The 26908-nt window shown below is 69.8% G+C and carries 21 protein-coding genes; 11 read left to right on the forward strand and 10 right to left on the reverse strand.

Annotation, left to right across the window (positions count from 1 at the left end; translation table 11 throughout):
- Positions 1-109 precede the first annotated feature (109 nt).
- Complete coding sequence (locus SSP24_RS16785; protein ID WP_141310363.1) at positions 110-1132, forward strand: ATP-binding cassette domain-containing protein; 1023 nt, start codon at positions 110-112, stop codon at positions 1130-1132.
- Positions 1129-1974, forward strand: a complete 846-nt coding sequence (locus SSP24_RS16790; protein WP_141310364.1) for an ABC transporter permease — start codon at positions 1129-1131, stop codon at positions 1972-1974. The genes SSP24_RS16785 and SSP24_RS16790 overlap by 4 nt, the downstream gene beginning before the upstream one ends.
- Positions 1975-2125: 151 nt before the next feature.
- On the opposite strand, the gene greA is transcribed toward SSP24_RS16790, so the two are convergent.
- Both greA and SSP24_RS16800 read right to left on the reverse strand, forming a co-directional pair.
- Entirely contained in the window at positions 2126-2626 is a 501-nt protein-coding gene (greA, locus tag SSP24_RS16795; RefSeq protein WP_141310365.1) for a transcription elongation factor GreA, read from the reverse strand.
- A 168-nt stretch (positions 2627-2794) separates the two neighbouring features.
- Complete coding sequence (locus tag SSP24_RS16800) at positions 2795-3193, reverse strand: DUF4307 domain-containing protein (RefSeq protein WP_141310366.1); 399 nt, start codon at positions 3191-3193, stop codon at positions 2795-2797.
- A gap of 168 nt (positions 3194-3361) precedes the next feature.
- On the opposite strand from SSP24_RS16800, the gene mca reads away from it, so the two are divergent.
- A complete protein-coding gene (gene mca, locus SSP24_RS16805; protein WP_167529614.1) occupies positions 3362-4222 on the forward strand; it encodes a mycothiol conjugate amidase Mca in 861 nt (286 codons plus the stop codon).
- Positions 4215-4475, forward strand: coding sequence for a hypothetical protein (locus SSP24_RS16810; protein WP_141310368.1), 261 nt, complete (start codon positions 4215-4217; stop codon positions 4473-4475). The genes mca and SSP24_RS16810 overlap by 8 nt, the downstream gene beginning before the upstream one ends.
- 158 nt (positions 4476-4633) lie before the next feature.
- On the opposite strand, the gene SSP24_RS16815 is transcribed toward SSP24_RS16810, so the two are convergent.
- A complete protein-coding gene (locus SSP24_RS16815; RefSeq protein WP_141310369.1) occupies positions 4634-7834 on the reverse strand; it encodes a tetratricopeptide repeat protein in 3201 nt (1066 codons plus the stop codon).
- A 153-nt stretch (positions 7835-7987) separates the two neighbouring features.
- Between SSP24_RS16815 and SSP24_RS16820 the strand changes: the two genes are divergently transcribed.
- The 6 genes from SSP24_RS16820 to SSP24_RS16845 all read left to right on the forward strand — a co-directional run bounded on the left by SSP24_RS16820 (position 7988) and on the right by SSP24_RS16845 (position 18058).
- Complete coding sequence (locus tag SSP24_RS16820) at positions 7988-9313, forward strand: recombinase family protein (protein WP_141310370.1); 1326 nt, start codon at positions 7988-7990, stop codon at positions 9311-9313.
- 50 nt (positions 9314-9363) lie between these two features.
- Positions 9364-11394 carry a thioredoxin domain-containing protein gene (locus SSP24_RS16825; RefSeq protein ID WP_141310371.1) on the forward strand — a complete coding sequence of 677 codons (2031 nt, stop codon included), beginning with the start codon at positions 9364-9366 and terminating at the stop codon, positions 11392-11394.
- Between the two features lie 193 nt (positions 11395-11587).
- Positions 11588-12850 (forward strand): glycosyltransferase, encoded by a 1263-nt coding sequence (locus SSP24_RS16830; protein ID WP_141310372.1) that lies wholly within the window; start codon positions 11588-11590, stop codon positions 12848-12850.
- Complete coding sequence (locus tag SSP24_RS16835) at positions 12847-14496, forward strand: ArnT family glycosyltransferase (protein ID WP_141310373.1); 1650 nt, start codon at positions 12847-12849, stop codon at positions 14494-14496. The genes SSP24_RS16830 and SSP24_RS16835 overlap by 4 nt, the downstream gene beginning before the upstream one ends.
- Positions 14493-15659: a glycosyltransferase gene (locus SSP24_RS16840; protein WP_141310374.1), complete on the forward strand. Its 1167-nt coding sequence runs from the start codon at positions 14493-14495 to the stop codon at positions 15657-15659. Before SSP24_RS16835 ends, SSP24_RS16840 begins: the two co-directional genes overlap by 4 nt.
- Positions 15656-18058: a galactose oxidase family protein gene (locus SSP24_RS16845; protein ID WP_141310375.1), complete on the forward strand. Its 2403-nt coding sequence runs from the start codon at positions 15656-15658 to the stop codon at positions 18056-18058. Before SSP24_RS16840 ends, SSP24_RS16845 begins: the two co-directional genes overlap by 4 nt.
- Here SSP24_RS16845 and SSP24_RS16850 read toward each other — a convergent pair.
- Genes SSP24_RS16850 through trhA form a run of 3 tightly spaced genes read right to left on the reverse strand, consistent with a single transcriptional unit; the run spans position 18055 to position 20126 of the window.
- On the reverse strand, positions 18055-18786 hold the full coding sequence (locus SSP24_RS16850; RefSeq protein WP_141310376.1) for a Mut7-C RNAse domain-containing protein: 732 nt from the start codon (positions 18784-18786) through the stop codon (positions 18055-18057). The two genes, SSP24_RS16845 and SSP24_RS16850, sit on opposite strands and share 4 nt — an antisense overlap.
- The gene (locus tag SSP24_RS16855; protein WP_141310377.1) at positions 18783-19376 is read right to left on the reverse strand and encodes a TetR/AcrR family transcriptional regulator; all 594 of its coding nucleotides are present in this window, start codon (positions 19374-19376) and stop codon (positions 18783-18785) included. Before SSP24_RS16855 ends, SSP24_RS16850 begins: the two co-directional genes overlap by 4 nt.
- Positions 19377-19412: 36 nt before the next feature.
- Positions 19413-20126: a PAQR family membrane homeostasis protein TrhA gene (gene trhA / locus SSP24_RS16860; protein WP_141310378.1), complete on the reverse strand. Its 714-nt coding sequence runs from the start codon at positions 20124-20126 to the stop codon at positions 19413-19415.
- 339 nt (positions 20127-20465) lie between these two features.
- On the opposite strand from trhA, the gene SSP24_RS16865 reads away from it, so the two are divergent.
- A complete protein-coding gene (locus SSP24_RS16865) occupies positions 20466-22292 on the forward strand; it encodes a phosphoenolpyruvate carboxykinase (GTP) (RefSeq protein WP_141310379.1) in 1827 nt (608 codons plus the stop codon).
- Positions 22293-22455: 163 nt separating this feature from the next.
- On the opposite strand, the gene SSP24_RS16870 is transcribed toward SSP24_RS16865, so the two are convergent.
- Genes SSP24_RS16870 through SSP24_RS16885 form a run of 4 tightly spaced genes read right to left on the reverse strand, consistent with a single transcriptional unit; the run spans position 22456 to position 26893 of the window.
- Positions 22456-23067 (reverse strand): hypothetical protein, encoded by a 612-nt coding sequence (locus SSP24_RS16870; protein ID WP_174864664.1) that lies wholly within the window; start codon positions 23065-23067, stop codon positions 22456-22458.
- Positions 23054-24595, reverse strand: coding sequence for a substrate-binding and vWA domain-containing protein (locus SSP24_RS16875; protein ID WP_141310380.1), 1542 nt, complete (start codon positions 24593-24595; stop codon positions 23054-23056). The genes SSP24_RS16870 and SSP24_RS16875 overlap by 14 nt, the downstream gene beginning before the upstream one ends.
- Entirely contained in the window at positions 24592-25803 is a 1212-nt protein-coding gene (locus SSP24_RS16880) for a toxic anion resistance protein (RefSeq protein ID WP_141310381.1), read from the reverse strand. The genes SSP24_RS16875 and SSP24_RS16880 overlap by 4 nt, the downstream gene beginning before the upstream one ends.
- 13 nt (positions 25804-25816) lie before the next feature.
- Positions 25817-26893, reverse strand: a complete 1077-nt coding sequence (locus SSP24_RS16885; RefSeq protein ID WP_141310382.1) for a substrate-binding domain-containing protein — start codon at positions 26891-26893, stop codon at positions 25817-25819.
- Positions 26894-26908 lie beyond the last annotated feature (15 nt).

Genomic DNA, 26908 nt, shown 5'->3' on the forward strand with positions numbered 1-26908 from the left:
GAGACGCGATACATCGCGTTATGGTGTGTCTCGTGGCCCCACCCATCAGGCGGAACGAACCCCACAGACCCAGTTTTTCCGAAGCATCCCCGACGACGTGGAGACTCATATGCCAGGCGCCATCTATGCCGAAGGCCTGGTCAAGACCTTCGGTGACGTAAGGGCACTGGACGGCGTCGACCTCGATGTCCCCGAGGGCACGGTCCTCGGCCTGCTCGGGCCGAACGGCGCGGGCAAGACGACGACGGTCCGCTGTCTGACGACCCTGTTGCGCCCCGACAGCGGCCGTGCCGTCGTCGCGGGCATCGACGTACTCGACCATCCCGACCAGGTACGGCGCTCCATCGGCCTGTCCGGCCAGTTCGCCGCCGTCGACGAATACCTCACCGGCCGGGAGAACCTCCAGATGGTCGGCCAGCTCTACCAGATGAGCGCGAAGGCCGCGAAGGCCCGCGCGGGCGAGCTGCTCGACCAGTTCAACCTCGCGGACGCCGCCGACCGGCCCGCCAAGACCTACTCCGGGGGCATGCGCCGTCGGCTCGACCTGGCCGCGGCGCTGGTGGTCTCGCCGCCCGTGATGTTCATGGACGAGCCGACGACCGGCCTCGACCCGCGCAACCGCCAGCAGCTGTGGGAGGTCATCAAGCAGCTCGTCTCCGGCGGTACGACGCTCCTGCTGACCACGCAGTATCTGGAAGAGGCCGACCACCTCGCGCACGACATCGCGGTGGTCGACCACGGCCGGGTGATCGCCCGTGGCACCTCCGACCAGCTCAAGGCCCGCACCGGCGGCGAGCGCGTCGAGGTCGTGGTGCACGAGCGCGAGCACATGGCGGCCGCCGCCGAGGTGCTGGCCGGCTTCGGCAAGGGCGACACCACCGTCGAGGAGCACACCCGCAAGCTCACCGTCCCCGTCACCGGCGGCGCCAAGCTCCTCGCCGAGGTGATCCGCGAGCTGGACGTCCGAGGCATAGAGATCGACGACATCGGCCTGCGCCGCCCGACCCTCGACGACGTGTTCCTGTCCCTGACGGGACATGCGGCCGAGGTCAAGGACGCGGACGAGGACGACGAGGGCGGTACGTCCGCCGACACCAGGGGCCGCAAGCGCAAGAAGGAGTCCGTCAAGTGAGTGCCGTCACCGACGCCGCACCCCGGGCCACCCGCCCGCATCCGCTCGGCCAGTCCGTCCGGGACTCCCTGGTCGTCGCCAAGCGCAACCTGATCCGGATGTCCCGGATCCCCGAGATGATCATTTTCGGGCTGTTCCAGCCCATCATGTTCGTGGTGTTGTTCAGCTATGTGTTCGGCGGCTCCATGAACATCGGCGGCTCCACGGACTCCGGCGTCTACCGCGAGTTCCTGATGGCGGGCATCTTCGCCCAGACCGTGACCTTCGCCACGGCCGGCGCGGGCGCGGGCATCGCCGAGGACATGCACAAGGGGCTGGTCGACCGTTTCCGCTCGCTGCCCATGGCCCGCGGGGCGGTGCTGACCGGGCGCACCCTGGCCGACCTGGTGCAGACGGCGCTCACCCTGCTGGTGCTCGCGATAGTCGCCCTGCTGGTCGGCTGGCGCACCCACACCAACGTCGGCGAGGTGCTCGGCGCGTTCGGGCTGCTGCTTCTGATGGGATACGCGTTCACCTGGATCGGCGCGCTGATCGGCCTGTCCGTGCGGACGCCCGAGGCGGCCACGTCCGGCGGGCTGGTCTGGCTCTTCCCGGTCACCTTCGTGTCGAACGCGTTCGTGGACTCCAGCCGGATGACGCCGTGGCTGCGGCACATCGCCGAGTGGAACCCGTTCAGCGCCACGGTCCAGGCCTGCCGAGAGCTCTTCGGCAACCCCGGAGTCTCCAACTCGGGCGCCTGGCCCATGGAGCACCCGGTCTGGGCGTCACTGATCTACTCGGCGCTGATCATCGTGATATTCCGGACCCTGGCGGTGCGGAAGTACCGCTCGGCGACGGCGTGAGGCGCCCGTGCCGGGGCCCGGTGGGCTGACCTGGGCATGACTAAGCCCCCGGCGTCGCGTGGACGCCAGGGGCCTGTCAAGAACGGGCGGACCGAGGTCGGTGCCGCAGCGGCTCACCGCCGGGCCGCGGGGTCAGCCACGGCTCGCGGGGTCAGCCGCTGTACGGCTCGGCCTTCAGGATCTTCACCGAAGCCTTCTTGCCGTTCGGCAGCTCGTACTCCGCGTCCTCGCCGACCTTGTGTCCGATCACGCCGGACCCCAGCGGGGACTGCGGCGAGTAGGTCTCAATGTCGGCGCTCGCGTACTCGCGCGAGGCGAGCAGGAACGTCAGCGTGTCGTCCTCGTCACCGTCGAAGGCGATCGTCACGACCATGCCGGGCGCCACCTCGCCCTCCGCCGATGCCGGCGCCTCGCCGACCTTGGCGTTCTCCAGGAGCTGGGTCAGCTGGCGCACGCGAAGCTCCTGCTTGCCCTGCTCCTCCTTGGCCGCGTGGTACCCGCCGTTCTCGCGCAGGTCGCCCTCCTCGCGCGCGGCCGCGATCTTGGCGGCGATCTCCGTGCGCGCAGGACCAGTAAGGTACTCAAGCTCGTCCTTGAGCTTGTTGTACGCCTCCTGGGTCAGCCAGGTGACGTTCTCGCTGGTCTGGGTCACAGGTGCTCCTCGTCGGTACTGGGAATACAAAGCATCGCCCTACCCAGAAGAATGTTCCTCCATGAGTGGGCGAAACCACGAGCCTAACAATTCAATGGCGGAAGGGGGAGGACATTAGTGCCCAAAATCACGTCAACGCAGGTCAGGGGCTGCGTATAACGAGTGACGTCAGTCAGCGTGACAGCCCAGCAGCTCCGCTGTGGTGCCCGGTGCCGTGGTGCGCAGCGTGACCACCTCGGTGATCCGGGTGGCGTCCCCGTCGAAGCGGAAGTCGGCCCGGCCGACCTCGGCACCGTCGGCCGCCTGGGAGCGGACCGTGCAGTAGCCGGAGGCGCCCGCGTCCTTCTCGACCGCCAGCTTCACCTTCACCGCATCGTCCGAGAGATCGAAGCTGATCACTTCCGCGCTGATCTTGTTCTGCGCGATGTAGTGATAGGCGAAATAGCCGATCACGGCGATGAGCAGGGCGCCGAGGATCGCGGCGACGACCTTGAGGGTGCGGTCGGCGCGTTCGTCCGAGGATCGGCCGTAACGGCCCTCGGGCAGTCGCGTGCTCGCCGTGCTCATGATCGTCCTCTCGGCCGGAGCGGGATGAAGGTCCCGAAGGGGGCTTCCGGGCCGTACCCCGGAATTAATCGCCCCCCGATTCGGTCACTATAGAAGCCGCCGTTCGCACCCGGTCACGCCGGGCGCCGACCAAACGAGGATTGAGTCTTGACTGACCACTTGCGACTGATGGCCGTTCACGCGCACCCCGACGACGAGTCGAGCAAGGGCGCGGCCACCATGGCGAAGTACGTTTCCGAGGGGGTGGACGTGCTGGTGGTGACCTGCACGGGCGGGGAGCGCGGCTCCATCCTCAATCCCAAGCTGCAGGGCGACCAGTACATCGAGGAGCACATCCACGAGGTACGCAAGCGAGAGATGGACGAGGCGCGCGAGATCCTCGGCGTCAAGCAGGAGTGGCTCGGCTTCATCGACTCCGGCCTGCCCGAGGGTGACCCGCTGCCGCCGCTGCCGGAGGGCTGCTTCGCCCTTGAGGACGTCGACAAGGCGGCCGGTGAGCTGGTGAAGAAGATCCGCTCCTTCCGTCCGCAGGTGATCACCACCTACGACGAGAACGGCGGTTACCCGCACCCCGACCACATCATGACCCACAAGATCACGATGGTGGCGTTCGAGGGCGCGGCGGACACCGAGAAGTACCCGGAGAGCGAGTACGGAACGGCGTACCAGCCGCTGAAGGTCTACTACAACCAGGGCTTCAACCGGCCGCGCACCGAGGCGCTGCACCAGGCGATGCTCGACCGCGGCCTGGAGTCCCCCTACGGGGAGTGGCTCAAGCGCTGGGACGACTCCGGCCACAAGGACCGCACGCTCACCACGTACGTCCCGTGCGCCGACTTCTTCGAGATCCGCGACAAGGCACTGATCGCGCACGCCACGCAGATCGACCCCGACGGGGGCTGGTTCCGGGTGCCGATGGAGCTGCAGAAGGAGGTCTGGCCGACCGAGGAGTACGAGCTCGCGAAGTCCCTTGTGGATACCTCCCTCCCCGAGGACGACCTCTTTGCGGGCATCCGCGACAATGCCTGACATGAGCGCAAGCGCGAGCCTGGCAATGACCAACCTCGTCACCCTCGCCAAGGAGGTCGACGAGGACAAGGTGACCCCCGGCGTCCTCGGCTTCATCGTCTTCGCGGTGATGGCCCTGGCCGTCTGGGGCCTGATGAAGTCCATGAACCGGCACATGGGCCGAGTCGACTTCAAGGAGGCCCCGGACCCGGCGGAGGCCTCCGGCAAGGACACCGCGGAGACGGGCACCTCGGGGAAGGCCTCACAGGGCTGAGCCATCCCGCGCGGTCTGCGGGCGCAGCTGATCGCAGCGTGCGCCCGCCGACCCGCCGGTCATCGTGGCCTGCCGACCCCGCCCGACCGGCCGACCCGCCGGTCATCGTGGCCCGGCGGCCGGTCCGTGTGGCGTCCGCCACTCAAGACGCCGCCGCCTCAGGACACCGCCGCGACCGGCACCCCCATGACCTCCCGGGCATGCCGTCTGGGCACCATGCCCAGGCGCCAGGCCTGCCACCCGGCCTCCAGTTCCACGCCCCGCTCCAGCAGCAGCTGGTAAGCCTCCACGTAATCGTCGAGCTTCTCGTCCCGCGCGGTGTGCCCGGCCCGGGCCAGCTGGGCCAGCTCCTCCTGCGCCACCGCCGTACCGACCTCCGCGCCCCCCGGAGAGGCATACGGCAGCAGCGTGCAGCGCAGGAAGCGAGCCCAGTCCTCGCCGCGGCGGTCGCCGTACGACGCGAAGAGGCCGACTGCCTCGTCGCACAGCGCCAGCGCGGCCGCCGTACGGGCGTTGCCCGCATCCACCACCGCCAGCTCCAGGCACGTCCACGCCTCCCCGTGCGCGACCCCGATGCGCTGGAAGTCGGCGCGGGCGTCGACCAGCAGCTGGCGGGCGAAACCGGAGTTGCGCAGGGAGCCCGTCTGGGCCGCGCGCTGGTCTCTCGTCGCCCGCGCCGAATGGTGCCGCGCGCAGGCCAGGCCGTACACATCGCGCATCCGCGAGAACATCGTCCGTGACCGCTCCAGTTCCCGGACCGCCTGATCCAGGTTGCCGGACTCCTCCAGCGCCTGGCCCAGGTAGTACAGCGTCCACGCCTCGCCCCGCGCGTCCTCGTTGTCGCGGTGCCGGGCCGCCGCCAGGCGCAGCTCCTCCAGGGCCGGAAGCGCGTCGCCCGCGACCAGCCGGGCCCGGGCCAACTGGGTCAGGGCCCACGCCTGCCCACGGGCGTCGCGCGTACGGCCGTACAACTCAAGGGCCCTGCGCAGCTCGGTCTCCGCGCGGGGGACGTCGCCGAGGCGCAGGTACAGCTGGCCGAGCTGGAAGTGCGCCCAGGCCTCGCCGTGCAGGGACTCGCCGGCGCGGTGCAGTTCCAGGGAGCGGTTCAGCAGGTCCAGGGCCTCGGCGAGGTGGGCGCGGTCGCGTTCCACCGCCGCCAGCGCGTGCATCGTCCAGGCCCGGTCCGTGGCCAGCGACGGCGCGGCCTGCATGTCCAGCGCCTCGCGCAACCGCGCCGCCGCCTCCGTCAGACTGCCCTGGTGGTGCAAGGTGATGCCGAGCGAGCACAGGGCCCGCGCCGCGCCCGCGTCGTGATGCGCCTCCCGATACAGGTCCACTACGGACGTCAGAGTCGTCCGTGCCTTGTCCAGCTCGCCCAGCTGGCGGGCCGCGATGCCCGTGCGCCACTGGACCGAGCGGATCAGCAGGCCCTGGTCGACGGCCTGGGCGAGTTCGCTGATCTCGCCGAGGCGGTAGAGGTCGCCGCGCAGCAAGCAGTAGTCGCACAGCGCGCCCAGCAGGTTCAGCACCGCCCCCTGGTTGACGCCCTCCGCGTGCCGCAGCGCGGCCGTGATGAAGCTGGACTCGTCGTCCAGCCAGCGCAGCGCCTCGTCCAGGGACGTGAAGCCGTGCGGGCCGAAGCGGTCCGAGCGGGTCGACATGTTGCCGTCGACCAGGCGCAGCACCGAGTCGGCGAGGTCGGCGTAGTTCACGATCAGCCGCTCCTGCGCCGCCGCCCGCTCGCCCGGATCCTCCTCGTCCACCAGCCGGGCGTGCGCGAAGGCGCGGACGAGGTCGTGCAGCCGGTAGCGGTTGCCGCGGACGTGGTCGATCAGGCCCGCGCGGGACAGCGCGACCAGATGCCGGTTCGCCTCGGCCTGGTCGGTGGCGAGCAGGGACGCGGCGGCGGCGACACCGAGCGAGGCCCGCCCGGCCAGGGCGAGGCGCCGCAGCAGCCGCCGGGCCGGTTCGCCCTGGTCCGTGTAGCGCAGCCACAGGGCCCGTTCGACCGGCGCCACGGGGCCGTACGCGCCCAGGTCCGACGCCAGTCGCCGGGGCGAGCGCGGGCCGAGCGAGGAGCCCGCGATGCGCAGCGCCAGCGGCAGACCGCCGCACAACTGCCGGATCCGGTCGGCGGATTCGGCGTCGTACGGCCCCGTCTCACCCTGCGCCGCCGCGCCCATCAGCTCCTCCGCGCCGGCCGCGTCGAGCGGCTCGACGGGCAGCTGGTGCACCCACGCCGGAAGGTCACCGGGCAGGTCGAGCGGCGCCCGGGCGGTGACCAGGACCAGGCTGTCGGACCGCTCGGGGATCAGCGCGCGCACCTGTTCGGGGTCGGAGGCGTCATCGAGGACGACGGTGACGGGCACGCCGGTCAGATGCTGGTGGTACAGCTCGCTCAGCCGCTTGACCTGCTGGTCCGCCGAGGAACGCTCCCGGAACAGCAGCTGCTCGCGTGGCGCGCCGAGGCGGTTCAGCAGGTGCAGCAGGGCCTCGCGGGTGGACAGCGGCGGCTCGTCCTGGCTGTCGCCGCGCAGATCGACGACGCAGGCGCCGCGGAATTGGTCCTTCAGGTCGTGGGTGGCGCGCACCGCGAGGGTGGTACGGCCGCTGCCGGGCGCCCCGTGCAGGACGACCACTGTGGGCCGGGTCTGCGTACTGGCGCGCGCCGCCTGCACCCACTGCCGGATCCGCGCCATCTCCTGCCGCCGTCCCGCGAACGGACCCACGGGTTCCGGAAGTTGACCGAACGACTGCTCCAGCACGCTCCGTCCGCGCGCCGCCCCGCTCTTGTCGGCACCGAGCAGCTTGGGCCCCGGCTTCTTCGGCCCGGTCGACGCGGCCAGCACCCGCTGCTGGTCGAGGAACGGGCGGATACCGCGTACCTCCAGTGCCGTCAGCCACTGCAACCGCAACTGTTCCGGCCCGCCGGGCTGCCCCACCGCTCCGGCGCGCTGGTGCGCGGCGGGCAGATGGGAACCGGCCACCTTCACCACGGTCGTCGCCGCGCCCACCACCCCGACGGTCACGCCCGCGCCGAGCGCGGTCGTCGTCCCCGTACCGAGCGCCAGATCGGCCACCACGGCGGCCACAGCGGCCACACCAGCCACAACCAGCGGCGTCCCGGCACCCTCGCGCGCATACCGCTGCGCGAACGTCAGCCGCCCGGCCTCCGTCTCGTCCAGGGCCCGCGTATAGGCCTCGTACTCCTCGGCGGCGGTCTGCGCCATCGCGTCCAGCGCGCCGCGCGCCCGGGCGAGGAGCACCTTCCCGTCGGTACGGCCGCCCGACCGCCGTACCTCCTCCTCCACCGCCCGCATCAACAGCCGCTCGGCCTCGACCCGATGACTGTCCCGCATGTCACGTCCCCCTCCGGCGGCAACTGCTTCGGCTACGAGTGTCCTTCCGCGGGCGCGTGCTGGCGAGAGGGCGCGATCAACGTTTCGAACCATGTGACCCAGCGGCTGCTCGATCGTTTGTAGGGATGTCGAGCTGATTGTCGAGGGGGGCTTGTGATCGACCTGGCTGTGCATCGGAAGAGTGGAATGACCCCGGTCGTGTCCTATGCCCGTACGTCGGAGGACTTCCGGCAACGGGACGGGCATGGGGTGCGGCATCAGTTGCGGATCAACGAACGGAGTGCACACCAGTACGGTTGCCGCGTTGTGGCCGAGTATGTCGACAACGGCCGCAGCGCGTCCAAAGAGGGTGCTTCGAGACCCGCGTTCGACCGCATGATCGAGGATCTGTCTCGCGGATATACAGCCGCCTGGGAACCGATCGAGGGAGTCGTGTGTGTCGCGGACGACCGGCTGTATCGCCGACCCGAAGACCTTGCCAGGTTCTTCGCCGCACTGACCAGCCGACCGGGCCGCATCCACGTGGATCCGCAGGGCGTTCGTGACCCGTACTCGCAGCAAGGACTCCTGAAAGCCGTGCAATCGCTGGAGGAGGCGGTCGCGGAGACACGGAACAGAAGTCGGCGCGTGTCCGACTGGCATTGGGTACGCGCCATCGAGGGTGTGCCGCACAGCGGGCCGCGGCCCTTCGGTTGGCAGGAGGACAGGATCACACGGCACACCGATGAAGCGACCTTGATCGAGCAGGCCATCGCCGATCGGATCGGCGGGAAGGCGGTGCGTGCCATCGCACGGGACTGCTGTGATCTTGGTGTCACCGGGACCCGAGGAGGTCGGCCCAACGCGCAGACCGTCACGCAGATCATCACGGCACCCAGGGTGTGTGGCTACCGCGCCAGCAGGGGAGAGCTGCTGACAGTGCCGGAGACAGGTGAGCCCGTAGTGGGGCGATGGGAGCCCATCGTGACGCCGGACCGGTGGCAGTCGGTGTGCGCGACGTTCTCTCCCGGCAGCCTGTACATGCACCGGGGCAGTGGAACGCCGCGTCTCACCGGGCAGAGGGCTGCCGCTCCGAGTCGCATCGCCGGCGGCCTGCTGCGTTGCGGGGCGGCGCGGCACGACGGCACGGTCTGTCGCGGCGCACTGAGTGCCCAGAAGGGCAGGAGCCGCAGGAGCCCCTACGTCTACTCCTGCCGTTCCTGCGGCCGATGCAGCATCAGCGGGCCGCTGGCCGACCAAGCCCTGGAACGAATCGTGTTCTCCGAGGCTCCGGCTCATCTGCGGCTGCCGGATTCCGTGCGAAAGCGGTGGCACTCCGGGGAAATGGAGGTCGAGGAGAAACGGAGGATCCTCGCCTTTGTCCTCACCGCCTGCCTCGTCCGGCCGGGCGTCAAAGGCAACCCGGTCTGGGACCCCTCGCGGGTGCAGCCGGTATGGCAGTGCGCGGATCGGGCGAGACCGGCAGAGATGGCAGGCTGAGGGACAGGCCGGGAAGGACGGACCAGAGGCCGGTCGGGCAGGATGGAGTTATGCCGAACCGACTGGCGCACGAGACGTCCCCGTACCTCCTTCAGCACGCCGACAACCCTGTCGACTGGTGGCCCTGGTCGCAGCAGGCGTTCCAGGAAGCGCGACGGCGCGACATTCCCGTGCACCTGAGCGTCGGCTATTCGAGCTGTCACTGGTGCCATGTTCTCGCCAAGGAAAGCTTCGAGGACCACGCGACCGCCGACTACCTGAACGAGCACTTCGTCAACATCAAGGTCGACCGTGAGGAGCGTCCCGACGTGGACGCCGTCTACATGGAGGCCGTGCAGGCGGCCACCGGGCAGGGTGGCTGGCCCATGACGGTGTTCCTGACGCCGGAGGCCGAGCCCTTCTACTTCGGCACCTACTTCCCGCCTGCCCCCCGGCACGGCATGCCCTCCTTCCGGCAGGTCCTGGAAGGCGTCCGGCATGCCTGGCAGGACCGCCGCGAGGAGGTCACCGACGTGGCCGGGAAGATCGCGCGGGACCTGGCGGGACGGGAGATCGGGTTCGGCGGGACCGAGGCGCCCGGCGAGCAGGAGCTGGCGCAGGCGCTGCTCGGGCTGACCCGGGAGTACGACGCGCAGCGCGGCGGCTTCGGCGGGGCACCGAAGTTCCCGCCGTCCATGGTCATCGAGTTCCTGCTGCGCCACCACGCCCGCACGGGCGCCGAGGGCGCGTTGCAGATGGCGCAGGACACGTGCGAGCGGATGGCCCGGGGCGGCATCTACGACCAGCTCGGCGGCGGCTTCTCGCGGTACTCCGTCGACCGGGACTGGGTGGTGCCGCACTTCGAGAAGATGCTCTACGACAATGCCCTGCTGTGCCGGGTGTACGCCCACCTCTGGCGCGCCACCGGCTCCGACCTGGCCCGGCGGATCGCGCTGGAGACCGCCGACTTCATGGTCGCCGAACTCCGCACCGAGCAGGGCGGTTTCGCCTCCGCCCTGGACGCCGACAGCGACGACGGGACTGGGAGGCATGTCGAGGGGGCGTACTACGTCTGGACGCCCGCACAGCTGCGCGACGTCCTCGGCGACGATGCCGAACTCGCCGTCCAGTACTTCGGCGTGACCGAGGAGGGCACCTTCGAGGAGGGCGCCTCCGTCCTGCAACTCCCGCAGTCCGACGCTGTGTTCGACGCCGAGAAGGTCGAGTCCGTCAAGCGGCGGCTGCGGGCGGCGCGCGCCGAGCGGCCCGCGCCCGGACGGGACGACAAGATCGTCGCCGCCTGGAACGGCCTCGCGATCGCCGCCCTGGCCGAAACCGGCGCCTACTTCGACCGCCCCGACCTGGTGGAGGCCGCCGTCGCCGCCGCCGACCTGCTGGTCCGCGTTCACCTCGACGACCATGCCCGCCTGGCCAGGACCAGCAAGGACGGCCGGGTCGGCGCGAACGCGGGCGTCCTGGAGGACTACGCCGACGTCGCCGAGGGCTTCCTCGCGCTGGCGTCCGTGACCGGTGAGGGTGTCTGGCTGGAATTCGCCGGGCTGCTGCTCGATCACGTCCTCGTCCGGTTCACGGACGAGAAGTCGGGCGCCCTGTTCGACACCGCCGCCGACGCCGAGCAGTTGATTCGCCGGCCGCAGGACCCGACCGACAACGCCACCCCGTCCGGCTGGACGGCCGCCGCGGGCGCCCTGCTGAGCTATGCCGCCCAGACCGGCGCCGAGCCCCATCGCACCGCCGCCGAGCGGGCGTTGGGCGTGGTGAAGGCGCTCGGGCCGCGGGTGCCGCGGTTCATCGGCTGGGGTCTCGCGGTCGCCGAGGCCCGGCTGGACGGGCCGCGCGAGGTCGCCGTCGTAGGACCGGCGCTCGATGACGAGGCGACAAAGTCCCTGCACCGCACGGCACTTCTGGGGACCGCACCGGGTGCGGTGGTCGCGTACGGCGTCCCCGGGAGTGACGAGTTTCCGTTGCTCGCCGACCGTCCGCTGAGCGGCGGTGAACCGACGGCGTACGTCTGCCGTAACTTCACGTGTGACGCTCCGACGACCGACCCGGAGCGGTTGCGGGTCGCGCTGAACGCCTGACCGGATACCGAACACGGCTGCGCAATTGCACCCGTGTTCGGACACGTCCCCCTAGGGGCCGTACCGTTCCGAAACAAGCTATTTATCGGAACAGCTACCGCGCTTCACAGTTCCCCCCTACTCTCTCCACAGTGCCGAGGCGGACGGACTGCTCCGTCGCGGCTGGGGGGCTTTCAAGATCTGGGGGGATCTTTTGCTGACGTCTGTCTTCATTGCTGCTGTTTCGCTGGCTTTGTTCGGGATGGCGGCTTTCACTCTGTGGTGGCAGATGCACGCGTGGCGCACGCCCGAAGTGCTCGCATCCACCCGCTTCAGCAGGCCGGACGGCGCCGAGCATGTGTCGTTCTCGCTGCTGCTTCCGGCCAGGCACGAGCAGGCCGTGCTGGACCACACCATCCAGCGGCTGCTCCAGTCCACGCACACCGACTTCGAGATCATCGTCATCGTCGGACACGACGATCCGGAGACCACCGAGGTGGCCCGGCGGGCGGCGGCCCGCGACCCGCGCGTGCGGGTCGTCGTCGACACCCACGAGAAGAAGAACAAGCCGAAGGCCATGAACACGGCGCTGCCGCACTGCCGCGGCGACATCGTGGGGGTCTTCGACGCCGAGGACCAGGTACACCCCGAGCTGCTCGCCCATGTCGACCACGCGTTCCGGTCCACCGGCGCGGACGTCGTCCAGGGCGGCGTGCAGCTGATCAACTTCCACTCCAGCTGGTACAGCCTGCGCAACTGCCTGGAGTACTTCTTCTGGTTCCGCTCCCGGCTCCATCTGCACGCCCAGAAGGGGTTCATCCCGCTCGGCGGCAACACCGTCTTCGTGCGGACGGACGTCCTCAAAGAGGCGGGCGGCTGGGACCCCAACTGCCTCGCCGAGGACTGCGACCTGGGTGTGCGCCTGTCCAGCGTCGGCAAGAAGGTCGTCGTCGCCTACGACTCCGACATGGTCACCCGCGAGGAGACCCCGGGCAGCCTGATGTCCCTGCTCAAGCAGCGCACCCGCTGGAACCAGGGCTTCCTTCAGGTCTACCGGAAGCGGGACTGGAAACAGCTGCCGGGCTTCCGCCAGCGGCTGCTGGCCCGCTACACCCTGATGACGCCGTACCTCCAGGCCATCTCGGGCGTCATCATCCCGCTCAACGTGGCCATCGCGCTCTTCCTCGACGTACCGGTCGGCGTCGCCTTCATCACCTTCCTGCCGGCCGTCACCGCGCTCGTCACCTTCGTCTTCGAGCTCGTCGGACTGCACGACTTCGGCAAGCAGTACGGGCTCCGGGTCCGCCTGGTGCACTACCTGAAGCTGATCATCGGCGGCCCCTTCTACCAGGTGCTCCTCGCCGGAGCCGCCGTGCGCGCAGTGTGGCGCGAGCAACGCGGCCGTAACGACTGGGAGTTGACCAGCCACGTCGGCGCACATCTCGCGCACGTGAACCGAGAGGACGTTCCTGCGTGACCTCCACACTTCCCGCGGCGACCGGAGTCAAGGTCCCCGCGCAGCGAACAGCTGCGCCCAGAACCGGGTCCACAAACCGCACGACGCCGCCCAAAAGACTTCGTTCCTCCCGTCCCGACCTCATCCTGTGCGGCGTCCTGCTCGTGGCGATCCTCGTCGTGCAGGGCTGGAACATCGCCGACTACCCCACCCTCAGCGACGACGAGGGCACCTACCTCGCCCAGGCCTGGGCCGTGCAGGAGGGCCGGGGCCTGGCCCACTACACGTACTGGTACGACCACCCGCCGCTCGGCTGGATCCAGCTCGCCCTGCTGACCTGGATCCCGGCGTACTTCGCGCCGGAGTCGATGACCGTCGGCTCGATGCGGGCCGTGATGCTGCTGATCAGCGCGCTCAGCGCGGTCCTCGTCTACGTCGTCGCGCGCCGGCTGTCGCTGCCCCGCTGGGCGGCCGGGCTCGCCATGGCGCTGTTCGGGCTCTCCCCGCTGTCGGTGGTCCTGCAGCGCGAGATCTTCCTGGACAACATCGCGGTGATGTGGACGCTGCTCGCGTTCGCCCTCGCCGCCTCCCCGAGCCGCCACCTCTGGCACCACTTCGGGGCGGGCATGGCGGCCGCGGCCGCGGTGCTCACCAAGGAGACGATGCTGCTCGTGCTGCCGGCCGTGATGGTGACCATGTGGCGGCACAGCCACCGGGACACCCGCAAGTTCGCCATCACCGGCGCCATCACGGCCTGCGCGCTCATCGGCATCTCCTACCCGCTCTTCGCCCTGCTCAAGGGCGAGTTGCTGCCGGGCGCAGGGCACGTGTCGTTGTGGGACGGCATCGTCTACCAGATGAGCCGCCCCGGCTCCGGCTTCATCCTCGAACCCGGCACCGGCTCCTACGGCGTGCTCCAGTCCTGGCTGTACTACGACCGCGTGCTGCCCCTCGGCGGACTCGCCGGCGCGTTGCTGCTCGTCGTCACCTGGCGCTGGTCGGTGACCGCGCGGGCGCTCGCCGGGCCCGCGCTCGCCGTGGCGATCCTCGCCGGGATGGCCCTGCGGCCGGGCTATCTGCCCGCCATGTACATCATCCAGGCGCTGCCGTTCCTCGCTCTGGTGCTCGCCGGGGGCACCGCCTCCGTCGCCCACGCCGTGCTGCGGAGATGGCGCCGGGCGGGCGAGAAGAGATTCGTGACCGGCGGCCGGTACGCGCTCGCCGCCGTCCTAGCGATCGCCGCGGGCGCGTACGTCGTACCGCGCTGGTACGACGGCGACCGCACCGCCATGACCGCCGACGCCAACGCCCCCTACCGGGCGGCCACGCAGTGGATGGCCACCGAGGTCGAGGATCCGAAGGACACCCGGGTGCTGGTCGACGACGCCATGTGGCTGGATCTCGTGCACCAGGGCTATCGGCCCGGTCTCGGCGTCATCTGGTTCTACAAGGCCGACCTCGACCCGGCCGTGACGAAGACCATGCCGAACGGCTGGCGGGACCTCGACTACGTGGTCGCCTCGCCGACGGTACGACGGGACGCGGTCGACCTGCCGAACGTCAAGGCCGCGATGGAGCACTCGACGCCGGTCGCCGTGTTCGGCGCCGGTGAGGACCGGATCGAGATCCGGCAGATTGTCAGCGCCGGGACGGGAGGCGACCGATGAGCCAGGAGTCCGTGGTCCCCGGCGAGCTGGGCGATCCGGCGGCGTACGCCGCGGACGTGCCCGAGCCGGGCGCCGTCACCATCGTCGTACCGACCTTCAACGAGTCCGCCAACATCCGTGAACTGTTGCACCAGATCACCGAGTCGGTGCCGTCCCGGCTGCCCTGCGAGGTCGTCTTCGTCGACGACTCCACCGACGACACCCCGGAGGTGATCCAGAAGGCCGCCCAGGACTGTCCCTTTCCGGTGACCGTCCTGCACCGCGAGGAGCCCGTCGGCGGGCTCGGCGGCGCGGTCGTCGAGGGCATGAAGGCGGCCGGGTCGGACTGGATCGTCGTCATGGACGGCGACTGCCAGCATCCGCCCTCCCTGGTGCCGGAGCTGGTCGCCACGGGGGAGCGGGCGAACGCCGGACTGGTCGTCGCCTCCCGCTACATCAAGGGCGGCAGCCGCGCCGGGCTCGCCGGCAGCTACCGCGTGGCCGTCTCACGCGCGGCGACCTGGCTGACCAAGTCGCTGTTCCCGCGCAAGCTGCACGGCATCAGCGATCCGATGAGCGGTTTCTTCGCCATCCGGCGCAGCGCCGTCACTGCTGAGATTCTCCAGCCGCTCGGCTACAAGATCCTCCTCGAACTCGCCGTGCGCAGCCGCCCCCGCGCGGTCACCGAGGTCCCGTTCGTCTTCCAGGACCGGTTCGCCGGGGAGTCCAAGTCGACGGCGCAGGAAGGGCTGCGCTTCCTGCGGCACCTCGCCGGCCTGCGCACCGCCTCACCGCTCGCCCGGATGATCGTGTTCGGGCTGATCGGGCTGACCGGGTTCGTACCGAACCTGGCCGGACTGTGGGCCCTGACCGAGGCCGGGATGCATTACCTGCCCGCCGAGATACTCGCGAACCAGCTCGGCGTGGTCTGGAACTTCCTCCTCATCGAGAAGGTGCTGTTCCGTGAGCGGAGGCGGTTCAGGCACTGGGCCGACCGGACCGTGCGGTTCGCCCTGCTCGCCAATGCCGATCTGGTGCTGCGCATTCCGCTGATCGCGTTGCTGGTCGGCACGTTCGGCATGGCGGCGCTGCCCGCCACGGCACTGGCCCTCGTCATCACGTTCGTCCTGCGCTTCGCCGGGACCGAAGCGCTGGTCTACCTGCCACGTAGGAGCCGCACATGAGATCCAGACGCAGAACCGCACTGCTGGCGGTCGCCGGCCTCGCCGGCGGCCTGCTTCTGACCGCACCCCAGCCCGCCTCCGCCGCCAACCTCATCAAGAACCCCGGCTTCGAGACGGCCGGTACCGGCGACATGCCGTACTGCTGGTCGAAGTCCGGCTGGGGGGACAACGACTTCACCTACGAGACGGTCGCCGACGCCCACTCCGGCAGCAAGGCCATGAAGGTCGAGCTCACCCGCCGCGTCGACGGCGACCGCAAGGCCCTGATCACCGAGTCCGCCGACTGCGCGCCGGTGGTCACGCCCGGCAAGCAGTACGACCTGTCGCTCTGGTACAAGACGACCACGCCGGACGCCAACATCACCCTGTTCCGGCACGACGCCACGGCCGGCTGGCAGTACTGGACCGACCTCAAGACGCTGGAGATGGCGGGCGCCTGGACCGAGGCCGCGGTCCGCACCCCGGAGGTCCCGGCCGGCACCGACCGCATCTCCTGGGGCGTCTCGGTCTACGGCACCGGCTCCGCGACCACCGACGACTACACCATGGAACAGGTCGCCGACCCGATCCCGGAGCCGGAGTGCACGGGCACGGCGGAGGAGTGCGCCAACGGCAAGTGGGAGGTGCTGCCCGCGCAGAACCCGGTCCGCTCGATGCACTCCGTCGTGCTGCACAACGGCAAGGTGCTGCTGATCGCGGGCTCCGGCAACGACCCCGAGATGTTCGAGGCGGGCACGTTCACCTCCGCGGTCTACGACCCGCAGAACGGCACGTACAAGGTCATCCCCACGCCGGACGACATGTTCTGCGCCGGGCACGTCCAGCTCCAGGACGGCCGGGTGCTGATCATGAGCGGCAACAAGGGCTATCCGTCGGCGGACGGCACGATCGGCTACCAGGGGTACAAGGACTCGTACATCTTCGACCCGGCGACCGAGACGTACATCAAGACGAACGACATGAACGACGGGCACTGGTACCCGTCGGCGACGATCCTCGGCAACGGTGACGTGATCTCCTTCGGCGGGCTGAAGGAGGACTCCACCGGGTCGGTGACCGCCGAGCTGTTCTCCGAGGCCGAGCAGCAGTGGCAGCCGCTGTGGAAGGTCAACCAGACCTGGTCCTACTGGGGCCTGTACCCGTCGATGATCCTGATGCAGGACGGCCGCCTCTTCTACTCCGGCAGCCATGTCTTCGGCAACAACATCCCCGGCACCGGCTCGGCGATCTACGACTACGACGCCAACACCGTCACCCAGGTGCCCGGCCTGCAGAACAAGGACGAGCGGGACCAGTCGGCGAGCGTGCTGCTGCCCCCGGCGCAGGACCAGAAGGTCCTCACCATCGGCGGCGGCAATATCGACTCCAACCCGGAGGCGAACCGCCTCACCGACGTCATCGACCTCAAGGAGCCGAACCCGACGTACGTCGCCGGACCGCCGATCCCGCAGGGCACGGTCGACCTCGGCAACGGGCCCGTCCCGCAGACCGGTGACCAGGGCAAGATGTACGTCTCCGCGGTGCTGCTGCCCGACGGCAAGGTCCTGGAGACCGGCGGCGCCCTGCACAACCGCGCCAACCCGGTCTTCGAGTCGTCGATCTACGACCCGGCCACCAACACCTTCGACCCGGTGGCCGCCGACCCCGAGGCCCGCGGCTACCACTCCTCGGCGTTCCTGCTGCCCGACGGCCGGGTGATGACCACCGGCGACAACCCGGGCAACGGCTCCTGGAACCACAACGTGTCGATCTACACCCCGCCGTATCTGCTCAAGGGCGAACGCCCGACGATCACGTCGGTGATCGACACGGAATGGAACTACGGCGACACCCAGCGGATCACGGTCGACCGCCCGATCGCGAAGGCCGAGCTGATCCGCCCGGCGGCGGTGACGCACTCCTCCGACCCGAACCAGCGGTTCGTGGACCTGCCGCTGAGCGTGGACGGCAACAACATCGACCTCAACGTCACGAGCAACCCCAACCTGGCCCCGCCCGGCTGGTACATGCTCTTCGCGGTCGACGCCAACGGCGTGCCGTCCGTGGCCAAGTGGGTGCACCTGTCGGGCCCGCAGGCCCTGAAGGCCACCGACGCCTCCGCACACGTCCACTCCTTCGCCGACGACCTGTCCGGCAAGGTGACCAAGCCGGGCAAGAAGCGGGCCTCGCAGCAGGTCCCCACCACCGTCTCCGGCTGCGACCGCCACTACGGCTCCGCCAACGTCTGCGTGCCGACCACCTTCCCGGCGGACGTGAAGAAGACGACGGCGGCCCGCTGCACCTGGCTCAAACAGCACGACTACGGCCGCCTGAAGGTCAACGGCAAGGACGACCCACTCCGCCTCGACCCGAACAAGGACGGCGTGGCCTGCGGAAAGGGTGATGTGCGCCGGCGTTAGCCCCGGCCCGGGAACTCGGTGAGGGCGCGCTCCACGATGGCCACCAGCTGTTCGTGGTGTGCGCCCTTCCAGTACGCCCGGCCGCACTCACGGCACTGTGCGAAGACGTCGTACGACCGCTGTGTGCCGCCTTTCAGCTGCTGCGCCACCTCGTCCTTGGTGGCGTCCCGGAGCAGGCCGTTGCAGGCGGTGCACCGGGTCCAGGGGTGCAGTTCGGGGGAGAACCGGTCGAGGACGTCGCGGAGTTGGTCGTCGGGGCGGGTGCTGTAGACGAAGGCGCCGGCCCACAGTTCGCGGCGGCGCAGCAGGCCCCGGTCGCGGCTGAGCATGACGCGCCGCTCGGCGGCCGAGCGGGCGGCCAGGGCCGGGTCGCCGATGTCCGTGGACTCGTAGGCCGTGTCCACGCCGAGCAGGCGCAGCCGGCGGGCGAGGGTGCCGAGGTGGACGTCGAGGAGGAACCGCAGCGGGGCGCCGGGGACGCGCTGCGGGCGCTCGACCGCGCGGACGCTGACCGTCTCGCCGTCCTTCGGGATGTGCGCCGGCGGCACCTGGCGGCCGTCCACGACGAGCGCGCCGACCTCGGTGAGCGGGACGCCGAGGGACTCGACGACATGGCCGAGCGTGGAGACCCCGTCCGTGCTGAGCGCGGTGGCGCCGCGCCGCCGGCCGTGCGGGACGAACAGGTGCAGGTCGGTGGCGAACTGGACGTGGATCTCGGGTCGGTTCACGGGATCAGGATGTCAGGCGGGCGCTCGTAGATGGTCAGGGCCCGGTCGACGAGGTCCGCGAGGTCGTCCCGGAAGCCGGTGCGGGCCCAGTACTGGGACACCTCCATCAGCCCGCCGATCAGGGACATCGCGAAGACCCGCACCTCCAGGCTCTGCGGGTCCCGGCCGGTGCGCTCGCCGATGGCCTCGGCCAGCACGTGCCCGGTCTGCGACATGCTCTCCATCATCCGGGACCGCACCGCCGGAACCTCCGCCAGCAGCCGGCACCGCAGCCGGGTGACCTCGCGCGCCTCGCCGGTGCCGAGGCCGACGATGGCCTTGTGCATGACCTGCCGCAGCGACTGAAGCCAGGGCTCGTCCGCCGGACGGGACCGGAGCTCCTCCAGCAGCAGGGCGTCGTGCTCGTCCGCGAGGACGATGTCCTCCTTGGTGGGGAAGTAGCGGAACACGGTCGACGGCGACACCTCGGCGCGGTCGGCGATCTGCTCGATCGTCGTGGCGTCGTACCCCTGCTCCTCGATCAGTGCGTAGGTGGCGGTGCGGATCGCCTCCCGCGTCTTGATCTTCTTCCGCTCCCGGAGTCCAGTCATAAGAAAATGATAGTGGCTCTCAAAGGAGACCAGCTGTCATGCGTGCTGGTACGCCACCAGCGAGATCCCCACGTAGTGCACGACGAACGCCGCCAGTGTGAACGAGTGGAACACCTCGTGGAAGCCGAACCAGCGCGGTGACGGGTTCGGTCGCTTGATGCCGTAGACGACCCCGCCCGCGCTGTAGAGCACCCCGCCGACGATCACCAGGACCAGCACCGCGATACCGCCGGTGCGCAGGAAGTCGGGCAGGAAGAAGACCGCCGCCCAGCCCATCGCGATGTAACAGGGCGTGTACAGCCAGCGCGGGGCGCCGACCCAGAAGACGCGGAAGACGATGCCCGCCAGCGCCGCAGCCCAGATCCCCCACAGCAGCCAGCGGCCCGTGCTGCCCGGCAGGAGCAGCAGGGTCAGCGGGGTGTAGGTGCCGGCGATGATCAGGAAGATGTTGGAGTGGTCCAGGCGGCGCAGTACGCCGTCCATCCGCGGACTCCAGGTGCCCCGGTGGTACAGCGCGCTCACGCCGAACAGCAGGCAGGCCGTGAGGGCGTAGATCCCGCAGGCTATGCGGCCGCGCGCCGAGTCCGCGAGGGCGGTCAGTGTCAGGCCCGCGACCAGCACCGCCGGGAACATGCCGAGATGCAGCCAGCCGCGGAGCTTGGGCTTGATCGGGTGCGGCAGGGAGAGCGCGCTGGAGATCCGGTCGGCGACCGGCGAGTCCTTGGGCGCGTCGGAGGCGGACGCAGTCATGTGCCGCATCGTACCTACGGAACCGTAAGTGACGGGTCAGTGCGCCGAGGGTAGTGGTCATCGTCTCACGGCAGTTGGAGCCCTTCAGGCGGCGCTCGCGCACCTCAAGAGACGGTCATCCGAACCCAACGTGCATGTAAAGAAACAAATGGGAACACAGAGGTGGTGGCCTTCCTCACGCCGCTCAGGTGGGCGGCCCTCTGGACAAATGGGCGGTCACCTCGGATGATCAAATGAGTGCGGTCGACACCGGATGAGCGCCAAAGGGAGTAAGCGAAGCATCCGGGTCGCGGCCCCCACGGGGCAGACAGACAAAAAATCCCTCATTTAGGAGCGATCGTGGCGCGAGACATCGCGGCTCCCCCCAGTACCGTCCCGACCAACCACCAGGAGCTCGTCTCCTGGGTCAACGAGATCGCCGAACTGACCCAGCCGGACAACGTGGTCTGGTGCGACGGATCCGAGGCCGAGTACGAGCGACTGTGCGGAGAGCTCGTCGAGAAGGGCACCTTCCGGAAACTCGACCCGATCAAGCGCCCCAACTCCTACTACGCGGCGTCCGACCCGACGGACGTCGCCCGCGTCGAGGACCGGACGTTCATCTGCTCCGAGAAGGAGCAGGACGCCGGCCCGACCAACCACTGGAAGGACCCCGCCGAGATGCGGGAGATCTTCACCGGTGACAAGGGCCTGTTCCGCGGCTCGATGCGGGGCCGCACCATGTACGTCGTGCCCTTCTGCATGGGCCCGCTCGGCTCCTCGCTGTCCGCGATCGGCGTCGAGATCACCGACTCGGCGTACGTCGCCGTGTCCATGCGCACCATGACGCGTATGGGTCAGCAGGTCCTCGACGAGCTCGGCTCCGAGGGCTTCTTCGTGCGAGCCGTGCACTCGCTCGGAGCCCCGCTGGAGCCGGGCCAGCAGGACGTCCCCTGGCCCTGCAACCAGACCAAGTACATCTCCCACTTCCCGGAGACCCGCGAGATCTGGTCCTACGGCTCCGGCTACGGCGGCAACGCCCTGCTGGGCAAGAAGTGCTACGCCCTGCGCATCGCCTCCGTGATGGCCCGCGACGAGGGCTGGCTGGCCGAGCACATGCTGGTCCTCAAGCTCACCCCGCCGCAGGGCGAGCCCAAGTACGTCGCCGCCGCCTTCCCGAGCGCCTGCGGCAAGACCAACCTCGCCATGCTGGAGCCCACGATCTCCGGCTGGACGGTCGAGACGATCGGCGACGACATCGCCTGGATGCGCTTCGGCGAGGACGGCCGTCTGTACGCCATCAACCCCGAGGCCGGTTTCTTCGGCGTCGCGCCCGGCACCGGTGAGCACACCAACGCCAACGCGATGAAGACGCTGTGGGGCAACTCGGTCTTCACCAACGTCGCCCTCACCGACGACAACGACGTCTGGTGGGAGGGCATGACGGAGGAGACCCCGGCCCACCTCACCGACTGGAAGGGCAACGACTGGACGCCCGAGTCGGGCACCCCGGCCGCCCACCCCAACGCCCGCTTCACGGTCCCGGCCGCGCAGTGCCCGATCATCGCGCCCGAGTGGGAGGACCCCAAGGGCGTGCCGATCTCCGCGATCCTCTTCGGCGGGCGGCGCGCCACCGCCGTACCGCTGGTGACGGAGTCCTTCGACTGGAACCACGGCGTGTTCCTCGGCGCGAACGTGGCGTCCGAGAAGACCGCCGCGGCCGAGGGCAAGGTCGGCGAGCTGCGCCGCGACCCGTTCGCGATGCTGCCGTTCTGTGGCTACAACATGGGCGACTACATGGGCCACTGGGTGGACGTCGCCAAGGACAAGGACCCGCGGAAGCTCCCGAAGATCTACTACGTCAACTGGTTCCGCAAGAACGACGAGGGCGCGTTCGTCTGGCCCGGCTTCGGCGAGAACGGCCGCGTCCTGAAGTGGATCGTGGAGCGGCTGGAGGGCAAGGCGGAGGGCGTCGAGACTCCGATCGGCATCGTGCCGAGCAAGGAGGCCCTCGACACCGACGGCCTGGACCTGGCCGACGAGGAGCTGGACTTCCTGCTCACCGTCGACAAGGAGGTGTGGCGCGAGGAGGCCGCGCTGGTTCCCGAGCACCTCAACACCTTCGGTGATCACACGCCGAAGGAGCTGTGGGACGAGTACCGGGCGCTGGTGGAGCGGCTGGGCTGACGCCCCCCAAGGACGCCGCGGTCGGCTCCGATCGTGCCCTGACCAGCAACATCGTCACGGCCGACCGTGGTGAGGTTTTGAAGGCCACGCACAATGGGGTGCGTGGCCTTCGCCGTTGGCGGGTGCGGGTTCGTGGGGGCTGGTCGCGCAGTTCCCCGCGCCCCTAGGGGCGTTGCTCTGAGCGGTCTTCCAAGTAGCGGGTGTGGGATTCCTGGCGGCGGGCCTCCGTCTCCCTGAGGTCCGTTGCCAGGCGTTCTGCCTCCTCGTGCAGCAGTGCCAGTTGCCGTTCCAGATGGCGCTCCGGTGGCTCCTGCCCCGGCGTCATCCGGTGCCACCATCGGGTGCGTACGAAGGTGTCGACGGCCTCGGGAATGTCCTGCCGTACCGCCCGCGACAGGGCGTGCACGCCCTCCGGGTCCTGGGCCAGTACCTCGGCGACCCAGCCCGGTTCCAGCAACGCGGCGAGCAGGTCGGTGAGCTCCGTCAGGCGCCCGGATACGGCGGGCGGCAGTTCCACGTCCGTGAGGTAGGTGCCCAGCCGCTCGAAGTCGCCGCGCAGTTCGCCGAGTTGGGCGGATGGATCCGGGAAGTCGGGCAGTGCTGGACGCTCCGGCGGTGCGATGAGTGCGCCCGCCCCGTACAGACCGGCGACGACGACTGGCCAGTACGGGCCCGCCACGCCCGTGAACGTCAGCACCAGCCCGAGCAGTCCGCAGGCGCAGCCGGTGAGGTTCTTGCGGGACTCCAGGTACGTCAGTGCCTTACTGGTAGCCACGGATCTCCTCGAAGGCGCCGTCCAGGGAGCCCTGCTGGGCGTCGAAGAGACGGCCGCCGGTCAGTTCGGCGATGTGCTCCAGCTCGGAGCGGTCGGAGTCGCCGAAGAGGATCGGGAAGACGGGGATGTTGCGCTGCTCGCCGGTGAGCGAGCCGTGGAACGCCTCGAAGTCCTGGGCACTGGCGCCGACGGTGTTCTCCCCGTCGGTCATCAGCACGATCGACGTGAACATGTCCTCGTCGGTGCCCAGATGCTCGTACGCCTTCTCCAGCGAGGTGTAGATCGCCGTGTCGCCCTCGGCCTTCAGCGCCCGGGTGTCGCGGCGGATCGCGTCGAGGCCGGTCTTCGGGTTCGCGGGGTCCACGACATGGGTGCGCACGCTCTTCACGTCCGACCCGAACGGCATCAGCGTCACCTCCTCGCGGTCCCGGAAGTCCCCCGTCAGTCCGGTGAGCGCCGACTTCAGCCCGGCCAGCCGCTCGCCCTCCATGGAGCCGGAGGTGTCCAGGACGTACACCGTGCGCGAGGGTCGGCGCAGTTCGTTCTCGTACGAGTCGAGCAACCCGTCGGCGACGGAACGGCTGCCCGGGAAGGGCAGTTCGCGCCGCCGGGTGGTCTCCAGGCCCGGTGCGGGGGTGACGGAGGCGACGACCGGGCGGCGGTGGGTGCGGTCGGTGATCGCGCGCTGGATCTCCGGGGTGCGCAGGGCCTCGGCGAGGCGGCGTACGTCCTCGCGGGCGGTGGCACTGGCGGAGGCGAGGGAGGACAGCGGGTAGTCGGCGGTGACCACGCCGTCCTTGGGCCGGATCACGGTCAGGTCCGGGATGCCCTTGAGGACCGACTCGTAGTTGAGCAGCGCGTCGACGTTGCCGCGCCGGGTGTAGGCGCTGGCCAGCCAGCCCGACGAGCCCGACGTCAGCTTCTGCCCCTGGAAGAACTCCCGCAGTCGCGGAGTCGCCTTGCGCACATCCGTGTCGGTGAGCGCGGACTGCGCGCCCGACAGGGCGGAGGCGACGGAGACCAGGGTGGAGAAACCGGAGTTGGAGCGGGCCGGGTCGGTCATGCCGTACGTCAGCTCGCCGTCCCGGACGGCCTTCTCGACCTGGGACCAGGTGACGTCCTCGGGAGTCCAGCCGAGGGCCTGCACTGTGGTCGGCTTGACGCCGATCGCGACCGGGCTCGACATGATCGGCGTCTCCGAGACGACCTTGTTCCGGGCCTCGGGGCGCAGCCGCAGATAGTCGTTGGAGGCCAGCCACACCGCGTCGTACGCCTGGTCCGCCTTGCCCTCCGCCAGCAGGTCGACGGCGTCGATGGTGCCCATGTAGGTGGGCCGGACGGTGATGCCGGTCTGCTCGCGGACCTGGTCCAGGACCGGGGACATGTCGCTGAGCTCGCTGGAGGCGAGGACGCGCAGGGTGCCGGGCGTGTAGGCGGTGGGATCGTCGTCGGGGTCGTCCTGCCCGGAGGTACAGGCGGTGAGCAGGGTGAGCGCGGCGAGGGTGAGGGCGGCGATCCGGCGTCTCATATCTGACCTCCTTCCAGGGCGCCCTGCGAGCGGCTGCGCTCCAAATAGGCACTGGCGTTCTGGAGTTCGTTCGTCAGCGACTCGACGGTGGTGGCCATCGCCTCGGTGGCCTGCACCTTGTAGGTGTCGATGGCGTCGAGCGTGCGGTAGATCTGCTGGAAGGCGGTCCGCAGGGTCTCCGCGCCCACCGCCGGGTCGGCGGCGATCCGCTGGATCTCGCCGGACTGCGTGGCGAGCATCTCCGCGTTGCCCCGGATCAGGTCCTCGGTGGTGCCGCGCAGGGCGTTGACCTGGTCGACGACCTTCTTCTGGTTGTCCAGCGCGGAGGCCAGCATCACGGAGATGCGCAGCGCCGAGACGGTGGTCGTGGCGGCCCGGTCGACGCCCTTGATCAGCTCCTCGTTGTTGCGGCGTACGACATCCATGGCGAGGTAGCCCTGCGCGCACACCGCGAGCTGGGTGAGCAGGTCCTGGTGCTTCTGCCGGACGGGGAAGAGGACGTCGGCGCGCAGGTTGTCGGCCTGCTGGGGATCGGAGACCCCGCCGATGTGCTCCTCGACGGCCCGGTCCAGGGCCTCGGTCAGCACGACGTACTCCTGGAGCTTGCCCATGGTCTCCCACAGCCGGACCCGCTCGGTCTGCAACGCCGCGTTGTCGCGGCGCAGCTCGTCCTGCCCGCCGCGCAGCGACCCCACGATCTTGTTCAACGTGCCCTGCGCGGAGGCGTACTTGGCGACGTGATCGCGCAGCTTGTTCCCGCCGGGCAGCCGGGACAGGAACTTGCGTCCCTTGGCGGCGGGCAGGTCGCGCGGGTCGAGGTCCTCGACGACGCGGCGCAGCTCCACCAGCGACCCGGCGACCTGCGACTGGGCGTCGCCGCCCTTGCTGGGCAGGCTGCGCACGGTCCGCTCCAGCATGCGGTTGGACTGCGCGGCCGCGGTGCGCATCTCGCCGGCGCCCAGCGCGGTGATCTCGCCGACCTTGCCGGCGAACTCGGGGGAGCGGGCGTCGAGGGCGGCGAGTCCGGCGACGTACTCGGCGGCCTTGCGGGCCATGTCCGTACGGACGCCGTCGTCGACGGGGACGAGACCGCCCGCCTTCTCGCGCGGCACCGGGGAGACCGGCTCGGGTGGGGTGAGGGTGAAGGAGTCGTCGCGGCTGGCGCTGGTGTTCTGGCTGGCGCTGTGGCCGAGGTCGTGGTCGCTCATCTGGCTGCTCCCCCTATCCGCGCGCCCGGCGCGCCATCTCGTGCAGCACCTCGTAGGTGGGCACGGGCGCCTGCCGTACGCCGGTCAGCTTCTGGTTGAGGTAGTCGGTGTGGTCGGCGGTGGCCGCGGTGAACTCGGCGGTGGCGCCCTGCGGCCGGAACCCGTGCCGGACGGCCAGCTCGCGCAACGTCGGGTCGGTGGACAGCAGTTGGCCGAACTCACGGCCCTCGTCGTTCAGCGGCACGACGGTGTGGTCGCTGGTGGCGGTGGTGTCCGGGTAGAGGACGGTGAGGTCGTCGACGCCCTGCCCCTGGGCCAGCAGGGAGGCGACCTGCGACTCGTAGACGAGCACGAGCGGATTCCCGGCGCCGCTGATGAAGTCCCGGAAGGGACCGTCGGAGCTGGACTGCTGGGCACCCTGCACGGTGACCAGCTTCCGCAGCAGCGGCGCGGTGCGCTCGACGTCGGCGTCGCTCGCGACCACCTTGCCGTCGTTGTCGACGTAGGAGGCGGCGGCGAGGTAGAGGGCGCCGGAGTTGGAGGTGAGGGGATCGGTACTGGCGATGAAGAGCGTCCCGCTCAACTCCCCGTACTTCTCGGCCCCCTTGAGCTGCTGCCAGGTGCGATCGTCCCGGGCGGCGTCGAGATAGGCGCTCATCCTCAGCGTGCCGCGGTGGGGCGCGTCGAGCGTGACGAGCCCGTTGGCCTCAAGCACCTCGGCGGCGTTGCGGTGGGCGACGACGACGAGGGGCGAGTAGAAGGGGCGCGGCAGCGGCTGCTGCGCCTCGTACTTCTCGGCCAGCGCGTCGGCGGGCGCCTTGCTGGACGGGAAGGCGAAGTCGTACCCCTTCAGATCCAGGTCCTCCATGGCCCACGACCCGGACGGCTCCGCCTTCACGGTGTAGCCCTTGGCGGCAAGGGCGTCCACCACCTGGGGATCGGCGAAGAACTCCATCTTCTCCGACCCCACCACGCCACGCACGGTCTTCGTTGCCGCGCTCTGTTCCCCGTTGTCCCGGCCCGCCAGGACGGCCGCCACCACGCCGCCGATCAGCAAAACCGCGAGGACAATACCCGTGATTCGTCTCACGCCCGGAGCGTGCTC

Source organism: Streptomyces spinoverrucosus (assembly GCF_006539505.1).
GTDB lineage: Bacteria > Actinomycetota > Actinomycetes > Streptomycetales > Streptomycetaceae > Streptomyces > Streptomyces spinoverrucosus.